Source organism: Endozoicomonas sp. (assembly GCF_031844845.1).
Taxonomy (GTDB): Bacteria; Pseudomonadota; Gammaproteobacteria; order Pseudomonadales; family Endozoicomonadaceae; genus Endozoicomonas.
In genome coordinates, this window is record NZ_JAVRMB020000427.1 from 12760 (window position 1) to 37852 (window position 25093).

The following is a 25093-nucleotide window of genomic DNA, read 5'->3' on the forward strand; positions in this document are numbered from 1 at the left end:
CAATGAGAACATTTCCCCTTCTGTTGCTGGTAACTGCCACTGCGCTGTTTGCCAACGGAGCAAAGACGGGCATACAGCCCGCGACTGTGCCTGCAGATAATACCGTGCAGATACCTGACGATAAGCTCTGGACTCTGAACCAGCAAAATGCAGATATTCGTGAGTTTATTGTTCAGGTTGCCAAAATAACCGGTGAAACCTTCGTTATTGACCCCCGTATCAAAAGCGGCAATACCGTTACCGTCATTTCCACCAAGCCATTGACGCGTGATGAAGTCTACGATGTCTTTCTGGAAGTTCTTTCTGCCAATGGCTATACGGTGATCCCTAAAGCCGATGGCCGAATCATCAACGTTGTGCCAACGACCACGGCAAAAACCAGTAGTCCCGGGAAGAGCAAAAAACCCATTGGCGGTATCATGACCACAAAAGTCATTGAGCTGCACAGTGTTTCAGCAATTGAAGTCATCCCGATTATTCGCCCCCTGATTGCTCAATACGGTCATGCAGCCGCTTCTGCATCCAGCAATGCCGTGATTGTCAGCGACCTGGCCGATAATGTTGAACGCATAAAAAAACTGATCAGAGAGCTGGATGATACCGGAAATAATGATTATGAAGTGATTCAGTTGAGACATGCCTGGGTAGGCGATGTATCAAAAATTATTTCCGACACCCTGGTAACGGGTAAAGGTCAGTTACCCAGTGGCCTGCAGGTCATCGCTGATGAGCGCAGTAATCGCCTGGTGATAAAAGGAAATGCCAGCAAACGGGCACGGGTGAGAAAGCTGGCTGACACTTTGGATAAAGAAGGCATTCGCAAGTCAACCACCAAGGTTATGTTTCTGAGTTTTGCCGATGCTAAAAATATTGCTGAAATTCTTTCGGAAGCGTCAGGCATTATTCAGGACAGTCAGGGAAAGACAGCCTCCACAGGGTCTTCACCAACAGCTTCAGGCTCCTCTCCAACGTCGATTTCAAGCCAGTCATCTCAAGCCAGGGGAGCCTCTACAACAAAATCCGGCGCAAAAAGCAGATCAGCCGCTACCAGTGCATTTGTGAAAGCGGATGAGACACAGAATGCCCTGGTGATGATTGCTGACCCTGAAACCCTGCAGGAAATGGAAAAAATTGTTAGACAGCTTGATGTACCACGGGCTCAGGTTTTGCTGGAAGCGATCATTGTTGAAGTATCCGGCGGGATCAATGATGCGTTGGGTATTCAATGGGGGATTAATGGAACCAACACTGTACAGGGGGATTCAACACCACTGAGCAAAGTGACCGGTAATATCTGGAAAAATTCAAAAATCACCCTTGGCTCCCTCGCTCTGCGAGCCGATAACTTTGGCGTTCTGGTGGGAGCGCTGAGTTCCAACTCCAACAACAATATTTTATCCACGCCCAGCATGCTGACGCTGGACAACGAAGAAGCAGAGTTAATCATTGGTAAAAACATTCCCATCAAAACCGGTTCCTACCAGACATCGTCCAGTGGTAACAGTGACAACCCATTTACCACCACTGAACGAAAAGATGTTGGCCTGAAGCTAAAAATCACGCCTCATATCAATGAAGGAAACAGCCTCAGGCTAACACTGGAGCAGGAAGTTTCCTCACTGGATGTGGGTACTACAAAAGATGTGTTCGGAGATAGCGGTGACCTGCTGTTTAACACCCGCTCACTGAAAACCGCCGTACTTATTGATGATGGTCAAACCGTGGTCATTGGCGGATTGATAGAAGATATAAAATCAAAAACACGAAAGAAAGTACCGCTGCTGGGCGATATCCCCCTGCTCGGCAATCTGTTCCGTTACAATCAGACGACCAATGAGAAAAAGAATCTGATGCTGTTTATCCGACCAACTATTATGCGAAATTCAGAAACGCTGGTAAAAGCGACACAGGATCGCTATACCAAATTAAAAATGATAGGACGCGGCGGTAACAGTAAACCCCTTAGCCTGCCAGAAAAACCGGAAGGGTTATTTGAGACAGAGACCTATGATATGAGAAATTCCGATAAAGGCACCTGGAACCGTTGATATACCGATATCTCAAATTAACCATCTCAACAATCAGTTGGGATGGTTTGTAAACTTCCTTCTCACCACCAACAGCTTCCCGAATCCCGAACTCCAACCGTCATCCCCACTACACACCGTCATCCCCGCGAAGGAAGGGATGACGGTTGAGAGGATCCTCGCCTGCGCGGGGACCCACTGTTCACGATGGATTCCCGCCTGCACGGAAAGACGGCAGTAGTAACCGGCATTTAAGGCCTTTTGCGACAGTCTCCTTCGCGGGAATGACGGAGGGCTGGTACTTCTTACAATGCCACCGGCCTTAGCATGAAAAAATAAAACCCAGGCCAAAAACCATAAAAAAACGACCCGTAAGGGGTGGCAGTCGCACCATCTCAGCATCACCGGAATGGTTCGAGAGTAGTTTTAAAGGTTGAACCACAAAAGGCAGGGAAAGCAGTATATAAAAAGGATTACTCAGCTCTCCCAACCAATAAAGAAAAAAACTTAAAGGAAAGACAGCCAGCAGTAATACAGTATAAAACCATTTAGCGTTAGTAAGCCCTATACGAACGGTCAGTGTTCGAATATTGTGGCTGATATCATCCAGATAGTCTCGAATCTCATTGGAGAGGATAAGTGCTGATGCCAATAGACTGACCGGTATAGATATCCAGATAACTTCATCATTCCAGACTCCACCTACTGCATAGTAAGCACCACTGACCATTAACACCCCCGTAAACAGGAACACAGCAGGAACACCCCACCCTCTCTGCTTATAGCTCAAAGGCTCTCCTGTATAGAAATACCCTCCAATCACACCAAAAACACCCAGCAACAGTAATGGCCACCCCACCTCTTTAACCAGCCACAGTCCCATGAGACAGGCAATAAAGGCAAAAACACCCGCCAGTGAAAAATTCAATTGAATTTGTCGAACCACCTGTTCGGACAGTTCACCAGGATGCTTCCGCCACAGCACGATATCCGCATGATCATTCGCCAGATTACAGGCGGCCTGCAACAGGAAACCCGCCAGAATAACAAACAGAGCTCTCAGCCAATGGCCATTGCCCTGTTGGTAAGCCAGTACGACCCCCAACCCGCAGGTAACCAGTGCAACTGAGTATGAAAATGGTCTCAGGGCTCTGACCAGTCGATATTTATCTGGATTCAAATCAAGTGCATCCACTGGCAGGCTCCTGAGCAAAAGCAGGGAGGATATTTAAAATGCACGTTAAATGCCAATGAAATGAAGCAAGGATTGATATAAAAAAAGACGATATACATTGTCTCTGCAGTGATCAGAGGCAATGTTTAGCATTAAGAAAGAAAAATGGAGTCTGGTGTTCAGGCTGGCTTCCTGCCGACCTGATGCACCCGTGCAGTATCTATTCGAGAAAACGACTCATTAGCTTGAAATCAAGAATCCTCGTTACGATTCAGGAGCGATTGATACCTTTCTTCAAAGTTCTCCGAGTTCGGTGTGTTTCTGGATAAATTAATCCTTGAGTCCAGGCCGCGGCCTTCAGGGCTACGACACGGAGCTTCTAACGAAGCTTCTAACGAAGCTTCTAACGGAGCTTCTAGTTGCGACCCATCATCATCACTGATTGATCTCATGTCACGAGGATCCAGGCGAACACCTGTGCTATTAGGCCGCGTATCACGGAAACTGTGATGATTACGGCCTTCATCTGATCTTAGAGTAGTCTGGACTAGTTCATCGTGATCTGTTTTCAATAAGTCATACTTTGTATCGAGTGCTGCAAGGGCATCACTCTCAGATGCTAGAGTATCAAACACCAACCTCAACTTGTTAGTGTCCCCCTCGTTATTATCGATTAGCTCCTTCACCAGAGTGAGAGCCATATTCAAACTAGTACTGCGCGCTTTAATCATAGCCATAGCCCTCTGTAAGTTACGATCAGACTTTTCTAATTTAGATTTAATTATATTTGAATTTTGATAAGCTTCATCTAGCTTGGCCGTATATTCAGATAACACTGCTTGTTGGTTGACCATAGTGCTCTCTTGCTGCCTAATCAGCTCATTTCGTTCGTCATTTCCATTCTGTAATTCATTACACACTTGATCCAGTTTGTTTTTTTCATCTATAAAATTCTTCAGTTCCTTAGATAATAATGAATTATCAGCTTTTTGATCTCTCAAACTTTTCACTGCATCAGCAAGTTCAGCTTTAAAAGTTTCTTTGTCTGTGGATTCAATATTTACACGACAAAGCTCACCATTTAAACGAGATACTTCCCCATTCAACTCTTTAATACTTTCAGTGGCAAGAGCTAAATTATTTTCCAGGTTATCACGCTCCCCCTCAGCTTCAGAGTACGCGTTTTTCAGGAGCTCTAGTTCTTTATGTTTACTGCCCAGATTTCCCTTTACCTGACAAAGCTGTTTTTTCAATAAATCAAGTGACTCCACAGAAGATTCTATTCGAGCTTCCAAACGCAGTACTTTATTATCCGATTTTTCCACAAGTGCATTGGCAACATCCAGAGACTTTTGTTTATTATCTAGCTTGACTCTCATCTCCCTTAACATACATTTATAATCGTTAAAGCTCTCATATTGATTAGCTTTTTCCGAAACACCTTCTAACTGATCTTCTAACTTTGCAACCCTACCCTGAGCCTCTTTACACTGCCAGACGAGCTGGTTAGATTTTTCCTTAAGCTCAGCAATCTGATCTTTAGAACTCCTAAGATCAACTCTTTCGCGCTCAAGCATATCGTTCTTAATATTTATAGTATCCTCACTTTCATCCAGACATTCTCTCAGTGCAGCAACCTCAATACTTAATTTACTTATAGTTTCTCCACCAGAGTTAATCTCTTTTTCTTGACCCTTGTTAATTTCAATCAAACTATCTTTTCTTAATTTTAATGCAGAACTATATTCAGTTAGACTTTTGTTTTCATTTACCAATGTACGATTATAAACAGCAAAACCTTCTACTTCTTTTTTAGAATCATCCAAAGACCGCTGAATCGATAGGCAATTAATCTGAACCTCATTCAACATTTCACTTAGTTTGTCATACTTACTCTGTAGTATACCATTCCGCTTCTCTAATACATTAGATTCCGATCTTAAACTAATCAACGCAGCTGTCGCCTCTTTGACCGCATGATCAAGACTTTTCACATCGAATTTCATTCCAGCTAACTCCCCATCCTTCTTTGTATTAGCTGACTGTAAATGTCCAACTTTAGCTTGTAACTGTGCCAATAATACACAGTTACCCTGAAAATCCTCGATAGTTTGTTGCTGTGATGTAGCCTCATGCTGGAACTGCGTCCCATCTTTACAACTACCGTTTAACTGATTGAATTGCTTCTGCATTTTTACAGCTACTTGAGCAATGTCATTAATAACCGATGCAAAGACAGCATCCGCATCCAAAGTCTGACCCATGGATAGTTTAAGCAGGCTGTGTAGATTTTCGGCATTCTTTATAGTCCACCCTGCCACGCCCTTTCTTTCAGATGGACATAAAGACCCCTGTGAATTCTGAAAAGTGTTTTCACCCGGAGCGAGCGTGATGTTGCTATGTCCAATACCCGCTCCTGAAGTTTGAACATACTCTTGAGCAGGAGTAGGTACAGCTGTCCGATACTGACCTAACTGTTGACCATTAACGTGAGTGTGAAACATTTATATCTTCCTTACTTTGTTGGGTCGAATTAACATTTCTTTGAGATGAAAATCAGCAGGAAGTTGCAAAGCTAAATAGTTTTTTTTAAATTAAAAAAAACTATTTTAATCTCCTTAATTAACAAACAAAATACTAATAACATTAAAGAATAAAACATGCTTAGTATTGAGAAAAATGAACTACTCACCCTAAAGTATCCCAGGGCTCGGGAGCCTAAAGGCAGGGCTTCCAATAAAGCAGCTACCGAAGTAACAGCCGTTATCTTCTTTTTTGACGTTTCACAGCCAGTTGCAGTAGAGGACTTGCCCTTGACCGACTTATGATTGGCTCCACGTCCTTTAGTCAGTACAGGAATACCTTTACCAACCAACTCGTTTTTCAAAAGAACCATCTAAAAGTAATTTGATTGCTTGTTTCTTCACTACGAAGCTGGCATTCCTGTCAGCATTGTCAATGTGTCCACAGCTACCGCAAAGAAACAGGTCTTGTGTCTTACGCTTGTCGGGGTGAGGTAATCGCAAGGGGTGCACTCTTCTCGTATAGAGGGACTCGTATGTGGGGCAGGAATTTTGAAGACTGCCTTTCCTGCCTTCGAGGCTGTCACAAAAGTTTTTAAATGCCAATTTATAGCACAATTTATAGCACAATTTATAGCACTACCGTCTTTCCCATGAAGGCGGGAATGACGGTGCCCGGGTATTTCCTGCAGCTCCTCCTGCAGCTCCACTACCTTAAAAGCTATAACCATTTCGACTTTCTCTTTTGGACACTTTTAATTACACCCGTTTTCGCCATTATTATTATTTTGATCAAGGAAACTTTCTATACATTCAACGGTCTAAAACCTGAATCAATCACAGGAAGTGGCAATATGTACCTCCCCCCCAGCGTCACCCGATCCCTTATTATGATCAGTATTCTGCTTTCAGCCAGTAGTACGATGTCTGACAACAACAGAAACGACTCGCCATTTGTCCGTACAGAGTTTTCCTATACCATTCCGCCTTATCTTCAAAAGATATTACCTCATCAATTAATAAACCATCTGGCTTACTCCCTGGCTGAAAAACAGTGGCCCTGGCTCAAGAACCGACTGATCAGCGACTTTATTACCAAGAACAATATTGATATGAGTGAGGCGCTTTATGAAAATCCGGAAGATTACCGGAGCTTTAACGACTTTTTTACCCGCCCACTGAAGAAGGACGCGCGACCACTCCCTGAAGACCCCGGGCTGATCAGTAGCCCAGTAGATGGTACTATCAGCCAGATCGGCAGGATTGAAAATGGCCGGGTCATTCAGGCCAAACAACACAATTACAGCCTCACCGCCCTGCTTGCTGGCAACCATAAACTGGCCAGCACTTTCAATGATGGCCTCTTCAGCACCATTTATCTGTCACCCGGTGATTATCACCGGGTACATATGCCCGTTACCGGAACCCTTAAACAAATGATTTATGTGCCGGGCTCTTTTTACTCTGTCAATCCCGGGAGTACTGACCGCATTCAGGGGTTATATGCGCTTAATGAGCGGGTGATCAGCATTTTTGATACGGACTTCGGGGAGATGGCGGTTATTATGGTCGGTGCAATGGTCGTGGGCAGTATGGAAACCGTCTGGGCAGGTCAGGTGAAACCACAAATCCGAAAAATCACCCGGATTTTTTATGAGAATAGATCATTCACCCTGGAACGCGGTGATGAGATGGGTCGGTTCAAGCTTGGCTCAACGGTCATTGTGTTGTTTGCCAATCCGGAAACCCAATGGTTCGGCCACTGCCATCCTGGTAATAAGATCCGAATGGGAGAGGCGATGGGCAGCCCGGAGTGATTACCAACGCTGCCCGCTTCCCGCCGCCCGCTTCCCGAAAAAGCCGGGTCCGCTTGTGCTTTTGCGGGCTACGGGTAGCGGGTAGCGGGTAGCGGTCTTAAGAAGTTTACCAACCAGTGATTTCTTTCAATGCTTCACCAATATCAGCAAGGCTTCTGACGGTCTTGACACCTGCCGCTTCAAGGGCCGCAAACTTCTCATCCGCAGTACCCTTGCCACCGGCAATAATGGCACCAGCATGTCCCATACGCTTGCCCGGAGGCGCTGTTACACCAGCAATATAAGAAACGACCGGCTTGGTTACATATTCTTTGATGTAAGCTGCCGCTTCTTCTTCAGCAGAACCACCAATTTCGCCAATCATGACAATCGCTTCCGTCTTATCATCATTCTGGAAGAGCTCCAGTATATCGATGAAGTTAGCGCCAGGAATTGGGTCACCGCCAATACCAACACAGGTAGACTGGCCAAACCCGTAATCCGTCGTTTGCTTAACCGCTTCATAGGTCAGCGTACCGGAGCGGGAAACAATACCCACCTTCCCAGGCAGGTGAATATGACCCGGCATAATGCCAATCTTGCACTCTCCCGGCGTGATAACACCCGGGCAGTTTGGCCCAATCAAACGTACGCCAAGCTCATCACATTTAACCTTGCACTCCAGCATATCCAACGTTGGAATACCCTCGGTAATGCAGACAATCAGCTTGATACCGCTATAAGCAGCTTCAAGGATAGAGTCCTTACAGAAAGGCGCGGGAACGTAAATAACGGAAGCCCCGGCACCGGTCTTGTCAACGGCTTCAGCAACCGTATTGAATACCGGCAGGCCCAGGTGAGTCTGACCACCTTTACCCGGCGTTACACCACCGACCATTTGAGTACCATAGGCAATGGCCTGCTCAGAATGGAAGGTACCCTGGGCACCGGTAAATCCCTGACAGATAACTTTAGTGTCTTTATTAATCAGAATGCTCATTGCGGATTCCTCGCTGCTTTCACTACCTGTTGAGCAGCCTCGGTCAAACTGTTAGCCGCGATGATATCGAGCCCGCTATTGGCAAGGGTCTGTGCACCCAGCTCAGCATTATTACCTTCCAGACGAACCACTACAGGCACTTCTACGCCCACTTCTTTAACAGCGCCAATGATGCCTTCCGCAATCAGGTCGCAGCGAACAATACCACCAAAGATATTCACCAGAACTGCCTTAACACTGTCGTCCGACAAGATGATTTTGAAGGCTTCGGTAACACGCTCTTTGGTAGCACCACCGCCCACATCCAGGAAGTTAGCTGGCGCGCCACCATGCAATTTAACAATATCCATGGTGCCCATGGCCAAACCCGCACCATTCACCATGCAACCAATATTGCCGTCCAGTGCTACGTAGTTCAGTTCCCATATCGCGGCATGAGCTTCACGGGCATCTTCCTGGGAAGGATCGTGCATCTCTTTCAGCTGAGGCTGACGATAAAGTGCATTACTGTCGATGGTGACTTTGGCATCAAGGCAGTGAAGATCACCGTCTTTGGTGATAACCAGCGGGTTAATTTCCAACAGTGCTAAATCACACTCCTGGAACAGTTTGGCAAGACCCAGAAAAATCTTCGTAAACTGTTTAACCTGCTTGCCTTCAAGGCCAAGTTTAAAGGCCAGGTCACGACCCTGGTAAGGCTGAGCGCCGGTCAAAGGATCAATGATTGCTTTGAGAATTTTTTCCGGCGTTTCTTCAGCGACCTTCTCAATTTCCACCCCACCTTCGGTGGAGGCCATAAAAATGATTTTACGGGAGGCGCGATCAACCACTGCGCCAAGATAAAGTTCTTTATCAATATCAATGCAGCTTTCAACGAGAATTTTACTGACTGGCTGACCCTTTTCGTCAGTCTGATAAGTCACCAGGTTCTTGCCCAGCCACTGCTCGGCAAAAGCACGGATTTCATCTTTGCTGGTCACCCGCTTTACAGCACCGGCCTTACCTCGGCCACCAGCATGTACCTGAGCTTTGACCACCCAGACATCACCACCGATTTGATCCGCTGCAGCGGCGGCTTCCTCCGGAGTGTCTGCCGCGATCCCCTGGGATACCGGCAGGCCATATTTAGCGAAGAGCTTTTTGCCCTGATATTCGTGAAGATTCATGCTGACGTAGCCCTCTTTTTTATTTAACCGTTATTTTTTTGTTTTTCGTCAATCCAAATCCATGGATGTTTCAGGTGAAGGGGGGAGCGAGTCGACCCTGAACGCTCCCATAGAGATGTTTTTAACGACGCTTGCGGTTGGCAATATGGATAGCGTGGCCATCAACCGCCAGAACCGCTTCGTGTAATGCTTCACTGAGCGTTGGATGAGAGAAAATAGTCAATGCAAGATCTTCGGTGCTGGCCGCAAACTCCATGGCAATAACCCCCTGCTGAACCAGTTCAGCAGCACTTGGGCCAACCACATGGACACCCAGAATACGGTCAGTGGCTTTATCGGCAATCACCTTGACCATACCATGATGTTCATTGGCCGCCAGAGCCCGGCCGCTGGCCGCAAACGGGAAGGAACCTGTCTTGTACGCTTCGCCACTGGCTTTGACTTCTTCTTCCGTCTTACCCACCCATGCCACTTCAGGATGCGTATAAATAACCGAAGGAATCAGGTCGTAGTTCATCTGTGCTTTCTGACCGGAAATGATCTCTGCCACCATGATGCCCTCTTCACTGCCCTTGTGGGCAAGCATTGGGCCACGAACGACATCACCAACGGCATAGACACCCGGAACATCGGTGGCACAGTTGTCATCAACAAAAATAAAGCCACGCTCATCCATATTGACACCAGAGTCTGGAGCCAGCAGATTTTCAGTGTAGGGGCGACGGCCAACAGCAACGATCAGTTTATCAAAGGTCAGCTTCTGCTCATCACCATTGGCATCCTGATACGTCACTTCAACTTCGTTACCTTTCACTTCAGAACCGGTAACCCGGGCACCGAGGCGGATATCAAGCCCCTGCTTTTTGAAGATCTTCTGAGTCTCTCTGGCAATCTGCTGATCGGCCATGGCAAGGAACTTGTCCAGTGCTTCGAGAACCACCACTTCTGAGCCGAGACGTCCCCAGACGCTGCCCAGTTCAAGACCGATAACACCAGCACCAATAACGCCAAGACGCTTGGGAACTTCGAGAAATTCCAGGGCACCGGTAGAGTCAACAATCAGACCTTCAGTTATTGGGGTTGGCGGAATCTCGATGGGGCGCGAGCCGGTAGCAATAACCACATTGGCCGCGTCAACGATGTCGACGGAACCATCCGCTTTGGTTAATTCAATGCGCTTGCCAGCCAGCAGTTTGCCGGAACCTGCCAGCAAAGTAACACCGTTCGCTTTGAACAGGCCGGTAACGCCAGTGGTCAGCTGGTTCACAATGTTGTCCTTACGGGCAATCATTGCCGGTACATCAATCTCTACACCGCTGTGGATGATGCCATGGGTGGCAAAATCTTCTTTAGCTTCGGTGTATTTGTAGGAGCTATCCAAAAGGGCCTTTGACGGAATACAGCCAACATTCAGGCAGGTACCGCCTAACTTTGCCTTGCCCTTATCATCGGACCACTTCTCGATGCAGGCAGTTTTCAGCCCCAGCTGAGCTGCGCGAATAGCGCAGACATAGCCAGCCGGGCCTGCACCAATAACTACCACGTCGAACTGATTTGCCATAAGTTTTTTCCAGAACAAACGGTTTATAAAACAGGGTATAACAGGTCAAGGCGTTAACAGGCAGCGCTATCAACAAGTGACTCACCAGGTAAATCACCAGAAGATCTGGCTGCCTCATAAAGTCTGGAGTTATACATCCAGAAGCATTCTGGCCGGATCCTCCAGCAGCTCCTTGACGGTCACCAGAAAGGTGACCGCTTCTTTACCATCCAGAAGTCGATGATCATAAGACAGTGCAAGGTACATCATCGGTAAAATTTCAACCTTGCCATTGACCGCCATCGGGCGATCCTGGATTTTGTGCATACCCAAAATTGCGGACTGCGGTGGGTTAAGTATTGGCGTTGACAGCAGGGAACCAAATACACCGCCGTTGGAAATGGTGAAGGTGCCGCCGGTCATCTCATCGATGCCAAGCTTACCATCCATTGCCTTTTTACCATACTCCCGGATTTTCGCTTCAATATCCGCCAGGCTCATCTCTTCAGTGTCGCGAAGTACAGGCACTACCAGACCACGATCACTGGATACCGCAACACCGATATCCTGATAACCATGGTAGACGATATCGGTGCCATCGATAGAGGCATTGACCGCCGGATGACGGCGAAGTGCTTCCACACAGGCCTTAACAAAGAAGGACATAAAACCGAGTCGCACACCGTGACGCTTCTCGAATATATCTTTGTACTGAGAGCGAAGTTCCATGACCGGTTTCATGTTGATTTCATTAAATGTAGTCAGCATGGCCGCGTTCTGCTGAGCTTGAACCAGTCGTTCAGCAACCCTGGCACGCAGGCGAGTCATAGGAACACGCTTCTCAACACGCTCACCGGAAAATACCGGGGCAGTTGCCGCTACCTGAGGTGCAGAGGCTGCAGGCGCTACCGGTGCCGGAGCAGAAACAGCCTGACCACTTTCTTCTACATGACGAACCACATCTTCCTTGGTGACACGCCCACCTTTTCCTGTTCCCGCAATAGCAGCATGGTTTATACCCTTTTCATCGGCCATGCGACGGGCCGCCGGGCTAAGGATTGGTTCTTCCTGAGCAGCTTCTGAGCTGACGACCGGAGCTTCAGAAGCAGCCGGTGCAGTACCCGCTGAAGCACCTTCTTCAAAAATACCGACGACTTCGCTACTGAGAACCACCTCACCCTCAGGCTTGAGAATTTCACTCAGAACACCATCTACAGGAGCGACGACTTCAAGAACCACTTTATCGGTTTCAATATCGACCAGCAGTTCATCTCGACGGAACTGCTCTCCGGGCTTCTTATGCCAGGTTGCTACAATGCCGTCAGCAACGGATTCAGGAAAAGTAGGTGCTTTAATTTCAGTGGCCATTCATTGATCCTTTGCGTCTTCGCCCCTTTGAGCGCTAACTGCATTAACCGCGCTAACCGCTCTGGCCAAACCGGTAAAATAAGCCGGCAGGCCGTTTAATAAATGTCACCGATCAATGATGAACGGTGAGTATCACTCTGTTAAATGCTGAAAGCATCGTTTACCAGTTTCTGCTGTTCCTGGGCATGAATTGACATATAACCACAGGCGGGAGCCGCCGATCCCTCACGCCCGGCATACCTTAGATTCAATGATTTATTAGGGTGTACAGCCACTGAACGGCGCATGTGATGCTGACTGCAGTACCAGGCTCCCTGATTCATTGGTTCTTCCTGACACCAGACCACATCCTGCAGGTTCGGGTAGCTGACAATCAACCCATCCAGGTCGTCCTGAGGGAAGGGATAAAGTTGTTCAATTCGAATAACAACCGTATCGCTGATCTCTCCGGTTCTCTTCTTTTCAAGCAAGTCATAGTAAACCTTGCCTGAACACATGATCACCCGCGTAACGGCGGATGGCTCATGGGCATCAATCTCAGGGATGATCGTTTGAAAACCACCATCCGCCAGCTCTTCCAGGGAAGAAGTGGCTTGTTTATGCCGAAGCAGGCTCTTGGGTGTCAGGGCCACCAGCGGCTTACGCAATGGCCTGAGCATCTGCCTTCTCAGCATATGGAACACCTGAGCCGGCGTGGTCGGTACACACACCTGAATATTATGTTCAGCACATAACTGCAGAAAACGCTCTGGCCTGGCAGAAGAATGTTCCGGCCCCTGCCCTTCATAGCCATGGGGCAACAACAGGGTAAGACCGCATAAACGTCCCCACTTGTGCTCACCACTGGAAATAAACTGGTCAATCACCACCTGGGCGCCATTGGCAAAATCACCAAACTGCGCTTCCCAGACCACCAGGGCATTGGGCGTCGTTGTCGAATAACCATATTCAAAAGCAAGCACTGCTTCTTCTGAAAGCAACGAATCCCAGATTTGGAAACGAGGCTGATTTTCCGCCAGTTTTGCCAGGTTAACCAGTGTGGAGCCATCTTTCTGATTATGAAGAACCGCATGACGGTGAGAGAAGGTTCCGCGGCCAACATCCTGCCCGGTAATACGAACCTCACTGCCTTCCATCAGCAGAGAAGCATAAGCCAGTAATTCAGCACAACCCCAGTTAATAGGCAAACCTCCGGCGGCCATTTTACGACGGTCATCAACAATCTTGCTGACCTGTCTCTGGAGCACGAAACCTTCCGGAATTTCACACAGTTTTTGTCCAAGTGCCTGAAGTGTGCCTACCGCAACCCGGGTGTCATGCCTGGCCGTCCAGGCATGACCAAGGTAAGGGGTCCAGTCAACGAACAACTCTTTATTCGGTTCTTTGACCAGCGCCTTAACAACATGCTCGCCATTATCCAGTGCGGTTCTATAGCTTTCTATCAGTTGCTGATTATCAGCATCGGTGATGATACCGGCTTTCAGCAGTGACTGGGCGTATAGATCCCGGGTAGTGCTATGGGCTTTAATTTTGCTGTACATCATGGGCTGAGTAGACGACGGTTCATCCGCTTCGTTATGACCACGACGACGATAGCAAACCAGGTCAACCACAATGTCTTTATGGAATTCCATCCGGTAGTCCAGAGCCAGCTTGGTAGCAAACTGAACCGCCTCGGGGTCATCTCCATTCACATGAAGAATAGGAGCACCCACTATTTTTGCCACATCAGTGCAATACTCAGTGGAGCGTGCATCCTCACGGAAACTGGTAGTGAAGCCCACCTGATTATTAATAATGATATGAAGTGTGCCGCCGGTTTTATAGGCACGGGTCTGGGACATTTGCAGGGTTTCCATCACCACGCCCTGACCGGCAAAAGCGGCATCGCCATGGAGCGCAATGGGAATGACCTTATTACCCACCGAGTCATTCCGACGATCCTGTCGAGCCCGTACTGAACCTTCAACCACCGGAGCAACAATTTCCAGATGCGAAGGGTTAAACATCAGTGCAAGGTGAACTTCACCACCGGGCGTCATGACATTGGAAGAGAAGCCCTGATGGTATTTCACATCACCCGATCCACGTTCAACGATTTTTTTCCCTTCAAATTCATCAAACAGGTCGCCCGGTTTTTTACCCAGAATGTTAATCAGGACGTTCAAACGACCACGGTGAGCCATACCAATAACCAGCTCCTTGGTACCATAAGAGCCTGATCTCTGAATAATCTCATCCAGCATCGGGATCAGGGACTCACCGCCCTCAAGACCAAAGCGTTTGGTTCCGGGGAATTTCGTGCCAAGATACTTTTCAAGCCCTTCAGCCGCGGTCAGTCGCTCAAGCAGGTGCAGTTTGGCATCAACCCCCACTTCCGGAAGACTGCGAACACTCTCCATACGACTCTGAAACCAGCGACGCTCCTCCGTTTGAGGGATGTGCATATACTCAACACCAATGGAACCACAATAGGTTGCCTTCAGTGCTTCGTATATTTCCCGTAAAGAGGCATATTCTTTACCAATAAACAGCGTTGATGTTTGAAAATCCGTATCCAGATCCGCTTCAGTCAGTCCGTGGTAAGCAAGGGTCAGGTCAGAAAACGCTTCCCGTATCATCACACCCAGCGGGTCAATAACCGCCTGTTGATGACCCCGGATTCGAAAGGCACTGATCAGCCTCAGTACCTGAACCTGCTTGCGCTCATGATCACTGGAAACCGTAGAAGCCTGAATAGGACGGGTCGTCTGGCGCTGGCGCGCCATAAGGATGAAATTTTCCTGAATAGTAGAGTGAGGAACATCTGCACCGCCACCATTAACCGGGGGCAGCTTTTCAAAATAGTCACGCCACTGTGCCTCCACGCTATTGGGGTCGCGCAGATAGCGTTCGTACAACTCCTCGACGTATGCAGCATTTCCCCCTGCAATGTGAGATGAACTCCACATCCGCTGCATGACACCTTCTTGCATGATCATTACCCCGTGAGTCTGGGGCTTTATCCTGGGAAATCTGCCTGATTTTCAACCAGCCCGGTTGAAAATCAGATGTCACTGTTGGCGTCGATAGCCAGTGAACAATCTCCCTCAGATATGATCGGATATTTTCCGACCGCCCCTGCTGATTCAAGCTATTGCAGCTCCAAAATTCCGGATGGCAGCAGCACTATTCATTACGCAATTCATTACACAACGCTTTGCACAAGCATACTACGTTGCACTTTTAAACAACATCTGTCTGATATGACCAATAGCCCGGGTCGGGTTCAAGCCTTTCGGACAAACACTGACACAGTTCATGATCCCCCGGCAACGGAAAACACTGAATGGGTCATCCAGTTCAGACAGCCTTTCCTCCGTCGCGGTATCCCTGCTGTCAGCAAGGAACCGGTAAGCCTGCAACAGACCCGCCGGACCGACAAATTTATCAGGATTCCACCAGAATGAAGGACAGGAGGTGGAACAACAGGCGCAGAGAATACACTCATAGAGCCCATCCAGCTTCTCACGTTCTTCTGGCGACTGAAGTCGTTCAATAGCCGGCGCTGGCTGGTCATTGATCAGCCAGGGCTTAATCTTTTCATACTGTTGGTAGAAAAGACTCATATCTACCACAAGATCCCTGATAACCGGCAGTCCGGGCAACGGCCTGATCACCAGCTTACCACCTCTGGCCACTTCCGAGAGAGGAAGAATACAGGCCAGACCATTAGTCCCGCCAATATTCAGACCATCAGAACCGCAAACCCCTTCCCGACAAGAACGACGATAGGCCAATGATGGATCCTGTTCCTTAATCAGGTTCAGGACATCCAGCACCATCAAATCCTTGCCTTCCGGAATATCAACCTCGAAATCCTTCATATAAGGTTTTCTGTCGGTTTCCGGATTATAACGATAGACACTAACCTTCATGTTCCTCTCCCTAGTAGACTCTGGCCTTGGGAGGAAAAGCCTCCATGGTTGTCGGGGCAAAGTTGACTGCACGCTTGCTCACCGATTTATCAACCGGCGAGTAAAGAGAGTGAACCAGCCAGTTCTCGTCATCGCGTTCCTGGTAATCATTACGGGCATGAGCACCGCGGGATTCTTTCCTGACCTCAGCAGAGACTGCCGTTGCATAGGCAACCTCATACAGGTTTTCCAACTCAAGGGCTTCGATACGGGCGGTATTGAAGGCATTACTCTTGTCTTCAAGGTGCAGGTTACCCAGTCGCTCACCCAGCTCATCAAGCAGGCGCAGGCCTTTCTGCATGCTCTCACCTTCCCGGAAAACCCCGAAGTAAAGCTGCATGGTGTTTTGCAGGTCAGCACGAACCTTCGCCACACTTTCACCGCCGGCAGAGCTATTAAGCCGGTCCAAACGTGACAGGGCTGTCTGGATATCGCTGTCAGACGCATCGACAGCGTCAAACCCTTCCTTCAGGTTTTTCTCAATCTGGATACCCGCAGCACGCCCGAATACCACCAGGTCGAGCAGAGAGTTTCCACCCAGTCGGTTAGCACCATGAACAGAAACACAGGCTGATTCGCCGCAGGCATAAAGACCTTCAATGATCTCATCGTTACCCTGACCATCCTGACGCAACGCCTGACCACCGACATTAGTGGGAATTCCACCCATCATATAATGGCAGGTCGGCACAACAGGAACCGGCACTTTTACCGGATCAGCATGAGCAAAGGTTTTCGACAGTTCACAGATACCGGGAAGCCGGCTGTTCAATATTTCTTCACCAAGATGGTCAAGCTTGAGCAATACATGGTCTTTGTCAGGGCCACAGCCACGACCTTCGAGAATTTCGATAACCATGGATCGGGCAACCACATCACGACCGGCAAGATCTTTGGCATTCGGTGCATAGCGTTCCATAAAACGCTCACCGTCACTGTTGATCAGGTAACCACCCTCACCACGACAGCCTTCAGTAACAAGAACACCCGCACCATGAATACCCGTGGGGTGGAACTGCCACATTTCCATATCCTGCATTGGATAGCCTGCTCGCAGCGCCATCCCAATACCGTCACCGGTATTAATCAATGCATTGGTGGTTGATGAATAAATTCGCCCGGCACCACCGGTGGCCATTACCGTCGCTTTCGCTTTTATATAGACGGTTTCACCACTTTCTATATCAATGGCAATCACACCGGCCACTTGACCCTGCTGGTTTTTCACCAGATCAACGGCATACCACTCATTCAAAAAAGTGGTACCGCCTTTCAGGTTCGCCTGATACAGGGTGTGTAAAAGTGCATGACCGGTTCGGTCTGCTGCCGCACAGGTTCTTGCCGCCTGTCCGCCTTTACCAAAGTCTTTGGACTGACCACCAAATGGCCGTTGATAAATACGACCTTCTTCAGTACGGGAGAAGGGAAGCCCCATATGTTCCAGCTCGAAAACCGCCTGAGGACCCACTGAACACATGTACTCAATGGCATCCTGATCACCGATATAGTCGGATCCTTTGACGGTATCGTACATATGCCAGCGCCAGTCATCCTTTGGGTCATCACTGGCAATCGCACAGGTGATACCTCCCTGGGCAGACACCGTATGGGAGCGGGTAGGAAATACCTTGGTAACACAGGCTGTCTTGACACCTGCCTGGGTAAGTTGGAGCGCAGCACGCAGGCCTGCGCCCCCACCGCCTATAACAATGGCATCATAGGTAAGGGTACGAAGTACTGACATCAATCAAAGCCCCCAAAGAGTTTGTACGCCCCAGACCACATAGCTAAACAAGGCTATAAAGCACAGCAACAGTAATGGAAAACGAATCAATACGGACTTACTGCCGAGTGCGCGGTCATTAAAATAATCAGTAAAAATGGTCCACATACCTACCCAGCCATGAGCCAGAATAGAAATCAGGGTCAGCAGGGTAAACACCCTCATCCAGGTCTCATCGAAAAGAGCAGACCACTGATGAAACTGAAGATCAGGATTCACCACCAGATAACCAAGAAGAAAAACGAAGTAAGCACCGAGAATAATCGCGGTCAGCCGCTGAAGCATCCAATCATACAGTCCACTGCGGGACAAATTGGTGATATTGGTTACCATAGCCAAACCCCCGCAAGGATAATCAGCACAATTGACAGAACCAGTGTGATGATCGCGCCAAACTTACCCGACTCTTTACCATCCCCAATATCCACATCCATCAGCAGATGTTTCACTCCGGCAACAAAGTGATAAATCAGGGCCGATAAAATACCCCAGGTGATGAATTTGGCCAGAGGAGAAGCTAGCAAGACTTTAAGGGAGTCAAACGACTCCTCGGAAGCTAACGACAGATCAAGTCCATATAAGAGAAAACCCAGACCGACGAATAAGATGACACCTGACACGCGATGCAATATCGACGTGTAGGCCGGCAGGGGTAATTTAATGGTTGTAATATCGAGATTGACAGGTCTTTTGCTATTCACTCTCTTTGCTCTCTTTGCTCTCTTTTGACCCAGCGCTCGGTGGCGTACACTACAGAATCAGCAAGAACTTCCAGATTTCCCGGACCCTGCGACAAGCGGGCGGGAATCGCCAAACTGCTAAATAAACGACGCCCCTCCAGATTCTGTTGATATAAGATTGTCAGCAGAACCTACAAAGCCGAGGGTCAGAAACCCAGCCCAAACGGCTTTGGTGTCGGAGTATATACACTCTAAAATGTAATTACAATTGCTCACTTTGTTAGGCATTTACCCCTAAAACACCAAACAGTTAATCGTATATCTATTACGGATTACGTAAACATTTAGTTCGTTTGACAAAAAAATATATCTCTCTATAGTGGTCAAACCTTAAAAGGGAGCCAATAACACTTAATTCGAATATTTTTCAATCAGGCTCCGGCTTTTCTGTGACCTTCTTTATATAAACAGTTTTATAAAAAGTTTGAAAAGTACTCACCTGAAGTAAATATAACGAGACCAAACGGCATGACAGGAGGCCATAAATGGCTGATAAGAAAGCTCTACTCTCCCTTCCAGGCGGAGACGACGGCATGGATCAGACTCTGGAGTTACCGATTTATTCAGGCACTATTGGGCCTGATGTTGTTGATGTAAGGGGTCTGGCGTCCAGCGGTCTGTTCACTTACGATCCGGGATTTGTTTCTACGGCATCCTGTGAGTCTAAAATCACTTACATTGATGGTGACAAGGGCATTCTTCTGCATCGCGGATACCCTATAGAACAACTGGCCGAACATTCTGATTACCTGGAATGCTGCTACCTGCTCCTGTACGGAGAGCTTCCCAGCCGTCAGGAAAAAGAAAAGTTTGAACACACCATCATGCGTCACACCATGATCCATGAACAGATGAGCGACCTGTTCTCCGGATTCCGGCGTGATGCTCACCCAATGGCGGTTATGTGTGGTGTTGTTGGCGCTCTTTCTGCGTTCTACCATGACTCACTGGATATCACCAACGAAGTGCATCGCGAGATCTGTGCTTATCGCCTGATTTCCAAAATGCCGACGCTCGCAGCGATGGCCTACAAATATTCCATTGGCCAGCCGTTTGTCTATCCACGGAATGACCTGAGCTATGGCGGCAACTTCCTGCACATGATGTTTGCCACACCTTGTGAAGAATACGAAGTCAAGCCAGTTCTGGCTAAAGCCATGGATCGCATCTTCCTGCTGCACGCTGACCATGAACAGAATGCCTCTACCTCAACCGTTCGACTGGCAGGTTCTTCCGGCGCCAACCCGTTTGCCTGCATTGCCGCCGGTATTGCTGCGCTCTGGGGACCGGCTCACGGTGGTGCCAACGAAGCGGTTCTGGTCATGCTGAATGAGATTGGTGACGAAGCGCATATTGATGAATACATCGCCAAAGCAAAAGACAAGGATGACCCATTCCGCCTGATGGGCTTTGGTCACCGGGTTTACAAAAACTTTGACCCACGGGCCAAAGTCATGAAACAGACCTGCGATGACGTTCTCAAGGAACTTGGCCTGGATGATGACCCGCTGTTCAAGATCGCCAAGCGTCTTGAAAAAATTGCACTTGAAGATGAATACTTTATCAAGAAGAAGCTCTACCCCAATGTGGACTTCTACTCAGGTATCATTCTCAAGGCACTGGGCATCCCAACCGAGATGTTTACGGTAATCTTTGCCACCGGTCGCACTCCGGGCTGGATTGCTCACTGGCATGAGATGATCAGTGGAGACTATCGTATTGGTCGTCCTCGTCAGCTTTATACTGGTGAACCTAAACGTGACTACATGCCTGTGAACGAACGGACCTAACGCCGATTATCCGGGGGATTGTGTGCAATCCCTACACACAATGACAGTGGAGAACACCGCCGGAACTGTTTACAGTACTACTCCCCAGGCGCCTCAATCTATTGGCAAATGGGGAATTTATTTCGAGACAATTCCTTGCCCTCCCCCCCTTTTTTTTGACCTCCCCTGGCTATTTCCCAGACTGGCGCCAAGCCGATTATCTGTTCTGCCATTTCAGCAATAATAAGAACAAGCCTGAAGCCAGTTTCAATGATTCGTCAGGACAGCGCTGGGCACCAGCCTGCGGTTCCGGGGATTGTTATTGCTAAATCCATACATCACGAAATCACGAAATCACGAAATCACGAAATCGAATAAGCGTTATGAAACTAATGACTCAAGAAGCGGTCTGACTACAAAAGAATATATTTGGATCACACCATAATGAATCTCAAACCTCTGATTAATCTGACTCAAGGGTTCCAGTTAGAGCCTAAAACAGAAAACCCAACAAAAGTAAACTCGCAGCCCCCTAGCCAAAAGCGCGTCGAGTCTTGGGATACAAAAATAAGCTTTGATAACAAGAACCTACTACATCGAGAGGCTCAGAGCCTTGATTCCCCACAAGAGGCAACACCTCAAAATCCGGTGGTAAAATCAGCACCACCCTATCTGCGGCCCAGTATAACTGGCGAGAAAAGTTTAAAACCTGATGATTCACCTCCTAAAATGGAGCTACTGCCAAAAACGCTCATGCAAAATATGAAAGATGCGATTTGGAGGCTTGATGTAATTAAAATACGGGAGATATTTGCAGAAGCATTGCAGGTACTTGCAAAGCAAGATTACGATCACCTTTTCCATAGCGAGGCTTGTCAATATCCCCGTCACACAGATAAATATAAAACAAGTGAGCTTAAAGATGCGATTAACAAATGCAATGAAAAGAAGATGATCGAGCTGTTATTAGAATGGCGTGAGATGGAGATGATGGGGAGGATGGGGATGATGGGGATGATGGGGAGGATGGAGAGGATGGGGATGATGGGGAGGATGGGGAGGATGGAGAGGATGGAGAGGATGGAGAGGATGGAGAGGATACTGCGGAAGCCACCTAAAATCCCCGATGATTGCCTTACCGGGCCTTTCGAGGTTTCTCCTGAAAGCATTAATGAGTTGCAAGAGGCCGTTAAAAAGGGCGAAGGACAGAAGATATATTCACTGATTGAGAACAATCCCAGGCTGATCAAGCAATACCCTGACTGTCTTCTAGTGCCTTTCGATGATAAAAGCAACAAAAGCATGGTTTATGCTATGTGTGAGTCTGAGCATGAAAATCTGCTAATTCAGGCGTTAGCGACAGAAGCGGGTAAAAAGGCGGCAGTCAAACCAGCATCTGATCATACAACTGCAGTCCATATCGTAGCTCAAACGGGCACCGATAATTCTCTAGCTATATTATATCGCCTACTTAACAATGTGCAGAAAGAGATCCTGCTTGTAAAAGACAATCAAGGGAAAACGCCCCTTCATTACGCCATCCTGAGTCACGACTACGATACCTGTGAGTTCATCGCAAAAATGCAACCTGCCAGCCTTTGCATCAAAGCTAATGATCTGAAGACACCACTTGCTATTGTAATGAGGCAAAACAAAATATGGACTACGGACAAAAAACTATATTTTATAAACCAGATGCTGGAACTATCGCACATCCAGGAAAAACTTTGTTGCATTGATTTTTTTGCCGACTTTCGCACTGGAAATCCAGAATGTGATAAAAGAATACAGCACCTGAGAAATCAACAGAATTTTAATTTTCAACAGGTTCCCTTTGACAGAACCGCCGCTCAGGCAGAGAAAAACAAGAAAATAGCACCAGCAAAAGGTGGGCACTCTGTTGATAACACCCATAGAACCATTGCTCCCAACGCTTCTGCAGGATATTCAACAGATAGTATCAATTGTGAAATGGAAAAACAGGCCAGAGCCGTGCTAAAGGGCCTTGGTCAAGTAGGCGTTTATGGTCATTTTACGTGTTTCCCCTCTGAAACAACAACAGAGTTTTGGTCGATGGGTGATGAAAGTGCCAATATCGGCATTGTCAGATCTCTGGCTGAACTGGGGGCGCCGAATATTCAAATGCGATTGTCCCCACCGAATGCTCTATATAATCACAATCCGCAAGCTGCAAAGATATCACGAAACCAGTTTACACCGGCGCAAATGGAAAAATACAATAAACAACATCAAGTCGTGTTACATAAACTGGCGGCGTTACTCCCTGAATTCGACCCCAAATCCGGACTTCCCCAGACGATTCAAATGTCAGGCAGTCAGGTGACCATTCTGGATTGTGACGATGAGAAAACAGAGCCTCCCCTAACGATCTCAATGATCAGTGGAGGTAGCAAATACCAGCAGTGTGGAACCATAGAAAAAAACTATATGGTAATCCAGCCTTATCGTTTTAAGCGTTACATTCAAGAACTTTATACCGACTTTGATGGCACTCATCACCGAAAAGTAGCGCTGGATTTGCCTGCCGACAGTGTTATTCCGAGAAAAAAACCTCTGCAGCAAGAGGATCTCGAAAAGCCAGGCTTCAGTGAAACTGAATGGATTAAAACAAGACTTACCTCAACTGAAAACCAGTCGACACTGGCCAGTAACCTGGCTCATATTTGCGCCATGAGCAGGCAGGGAAAAATGCACAGCGGAGTTATTTATGGCTTACATCATCAAAAAATAACACCGCAACAGCGCATAGACATCGTTTTTCGATGGATTGATATACTGACGCGACGGGCCTCAACATTGCCAGTCAGTAAGCCGCATCTGGTTTGTATGAACAGCTGGCAGCTACTATCAATAAACACTTTGAAGCTGATCTGTAAGCGCTTAAATATTGCGCTCATCGACTTGAAAGATAAGAGTGCAGAACAACATCTGGCAGAATTAACTTCAGATGGAGAGGTCGCTGTATGTCTGATACCCACCCTGCCACAACCCGTTTTTCAACATCTGATCGCATCCTCAGACCTGCCCACATTAACGGAAGGGGCCAATACTACTTCATTTCTTTTGCAAACAGGCCATTCATACCTCTCTCTATTGCCCGGAGGTGACACACCAATACCTGTTGATATGGGCGACCCACTGGGTGTACTGGAAGTTTGTACTCTCTCTAGCAGGCTTAAAATGAATGCAGATGAAAAGAAACATCTAACTAAACTGCATCAAATAATCCTTAATGAAAAAGACGACGAAAAGGCCATCGAACTTTGGTTCTGGTTTTATAGTCAGGGTTATTTTGCTAATTCTGGTTTCTCAAATAATGGGACGATCTGGAGTAGCAGTAAATCGAACCTTGGTATCGACGTTTTTTTATCGGAAGGATCTAACGCGTTAACACCGGTTCGCAAACAAGCCTTAATCTCAGCAATGGATCCATCCGATGACGCATTTGTGAAGTATATTGACCGCACACTGGACAAAAATTCAATAACGGCAACGCATGTTACCAAGCAGAAGAAGCAAATCAACACGCCAGAAAATAACGTCCTTGTAGCCGCACTGGTCAAGTTTGCCAAGATTAAAAAACTGGAGGTATGACGTTTTTACCCTCACCCATTAACCACAGCTCGCTCCACCATCAGGTGCTGTGGTTATATGTCTGTGTCTGCTGTTTTTGTATACGTCAGGCATCGACACAACTTATACCTTCCAGGAAATACTGAAGCCACCCGATATCACAAATGGTGGCACTATCAGTTACCCAACCTGACCCACTACCCCATTGTCCAGCACAATGAGATGCCTGGAGGAATTATGTAAGGCTCAGGTTTGCATTTGTCGGAAGTACCTATGCATACCTGTTTGCGGCATCTCTCTCCAGCTTTCCCGACATAATAGCCCTGAACAGGTCGGGTAGATGGTTATGGGTATTCTGGAAGACGGCTTTACGAGCCACTGATCGCGATAACCTTATGTCAACAGAACCTGATCTAAGCTAAAGTAAAATACTCTTTCCGACTGATGGAAACTGGCAATGGATCTGCTATTTACGCCTGAATCACTGATCGCCCTGCTTACCCTGACATCACTGGAAATAATCCTGGGAATCGACAACATTATCTTCCTCACCATTCTGGTGGATAGACTTCCCAGGCACCAACGGGCTTATGGGCGACAGATTGGTTTGGGCCTGGCCATGATTACCCGCCTTGGCCTGTTATTCTCATTAAGCTGG

17 protein-coding genes are annotated in these 25093 nt (G+C 47.6%); 5 read left to right on the forward strand and 12 right to left on the reverse strand.

Going from position 1 to position 25093, the window contains the following annotated elements:
• Positions 1-2 precede the first annotated feature (2 nt).
• On the forward strand, positions 3-2048 hold the full coding sequence (gene gspD / locus RM811_RS23445; RefSeq protein WP_402529141.1) for a type II secretion system secretin GspD: 2046 nt from the start codon (positions 3-5) through the stop codon (positions 2046-2048).
• Between the two features lie 301 nt (positions 2049-2349).
• Here the strand turns inward: gspD and RM811_RS23450 are convergent, their stop codons facing one another.
• From RM811_RS23450 to RM811_RS23460, 3 genes are all read right to left on the reverse strand, one after another.
• Positions 2350-3222: a prenyltransferase gene (locus tag RM811_RS23450; protein WP_402529144.1), complete on the reverse strand. Its 873-nt coding sequence runs from the start codon at positions 3220-3222 to the stop codon at positions 2350-2352.
• 230 nt (positions 3223-3452) lie between these two features.
• Positions 3453-5705: a hypothetical protein gene (locus RM811_RS23455; protein ID WP_402529147.1), complete on the reverse strand. Its 2253-nt coding sequence runs from the start codon at positions 5703-5705 to the stop codon at positions 3453-3455.
• Positions 5706-5776: 71 nt separating this feature from the next.
• Entirely contained in the window at positions 5777-6088 is a 312-nt protein-coding gene (locus RM811_RS23460) for a hypothetical protein (protein ID WP_402529149.1), read from the reverse strand.
• A 489-nt stretch (positions 6089-6577) separates the two neighbouring features.
• Here RM811_RS23460 and asd point away from each other — a divergent pair, with 489 nt between their 5' ends.
• A complete protein-coding gene (gene asd, locus RM811_RS23465; protein ID WP_402529151.1) occupies positions 6578-7540 on the forward strand; it encodes an archaetidylserine decarboxylase in 963 nt (320 codons plus the stop codon).
• A 106-nt stretch (positions 7541-7646) separates the two neighbouring features.
• Here asd and sucD read toward each other — a convergent pair whose 3' ends face one another.
• The 9 genes from sucD to sdhC all read right to left on the reverse strand — a co-directional run bounded on the left by sucD (position 7647) and on the right by sdhC (position 19033).
• Positions 7647-8519, reverse strand: coding sequence for a succinate--CoA ligase subunit alpha (gene sucD, locus RM811_RS23470; RefSeq protein WP_402529152.1), 873 nt, complete (start codon positions 8517-8519; stop codon positions 7647-7649).
• Entirely contained in the window at positions 8516-9685 is a 1170-nt protein-coding gene (gene sucC / locus RM811_RS23475; protein WP_402529154.1) for an ADP-forming succinate--CoA ligase subunit beta, read from the reverse strand. Before sucC ends, sucD begins: the two co-directional genes overlap by 4 nt.
• A gap of 121 nt (positions 9686-9806) precedes the next feature.
• Positions 9807-11246 (reverse strand): dihydrolipoyl dehydrogenase, encoded by a 1440-nt coding sequence (lpdA, locus tag RM811_RS23480; RefSeq protein ID WP_402529157.1) that lies wholly within the window; start codon positions 11244-11246, stop codon positions 9807-9809.
• 129 nt (positions 11247-11375) lie between these two features.
• Positions 11376-12593, reverse strand: coding sequence for a 2-oxoglutarate dehydrogenase complex dihydrolipoyllysine-residue succinyltransferase (gene odhB, locus RM811_RS23485; protein ID WP_402529159.1), 1218 nt, complete (start codon positions 12591-12593; stop codon positions 11376-11378).
• 140 nt (positions 12594-12733) lie between these two features.
• Positions 12734-15568, reverse strand: a complete 2835-nt coding sequence (locus RM811_RS23490) for a 2-oxoglutarate dehydrogenase E1 component (protein WP_402529161.1) — start codon at positions 15566-15568, stop codon at positions 12734-12736.
• A gap of 237 nt (positions 15569-15805) precedes the next feature.
• The gene (locus RM811_RS23495) at positions 15806-16510 is read right to left on the reverse strand and encodes a succinate dehydrogenase iron-sulfur subunit (RefSeq protein ID WP_402529164.1); all 705 of its coding nucleotides are present in this window, start codon (positions 16508-16510) and stop codon (positions 15806-15808) included.
• 10 nt (positions 16511-16520) lie between these two features.
• A complete protein-coding gene (gene sdhA / locus RM811_RS23500; RefSeq protein ID WP_402529165.1) occupies positions 16521-18293 on the reverse strand; it encodes a succinate dehydrogenase flavoprotein subunit in 1773 nt (590 codons plus the stop codon).
• 3 nt (positions 18294-18296) lie between these two features.
• Positions 18297-18665 (reverse strand): succinate dehydrogenase, hydrophobic membrane anchor protein, encoded by a 369-nt coding sequence (gene sdhD, locus RM811_RS23505; RefSeq protein WP_402529168.1) that lies wholly within the window; start codon positions 18663-18665, stop codon positions 18297-18299.
• On the reverse strand, positions 18659-19033 hold the full coding sequence (gene sdhC, locus RM811_RS23510; protein WP_402529171.1) for a succinate dehydrogenase, cytochrome b556 subunit: 375 nt from the start codon (positions 19031-19033) through the stop codon (positions 18659-18661). Before sdhC ends, sdhD begins: the two co-directional genes overlap by 7 nt.
• Before the next feature lie 524 nt (positions 19034-19557).
• On the opposite strand from sdhC, the gene gltA reads away from it, so the two are divergent.
• The 3 genes from gltA to RM811_RS23525 form a co-directional block, all read left to right on the forward strand.
• Entirely contained in the window at positions 19558-20862 is a 1305-nt protein-coding gene (gene gltA / locus RM811_RS23515; RefSeq protein WP_402529174.1) for a citrate synthase, read from the forward strand.
• Positions 20863-21285: 423 nt separating this feature from the next.
• The gene (locus RM811_RS23520) at positions 21286-24456 is read left to right on the forward strand and encodes an ankyrin repeat domain-containing protein (protein ID WP_402529176.1); all 3171 of its coding nucleotides are present in this window, start codon (positions 21286-21288) and stop codon (positions 24454-24456) included.
• A 436-nt stretch (positions 24457-24892) separates the two neighbouring features.
• Positions 24893-25093: TerC family protein (locus tag RM811_RS23525; protein ID WP_407065748.1), on the forward strand; the 201-nt coding region annotated here is incomplete at its 3' end.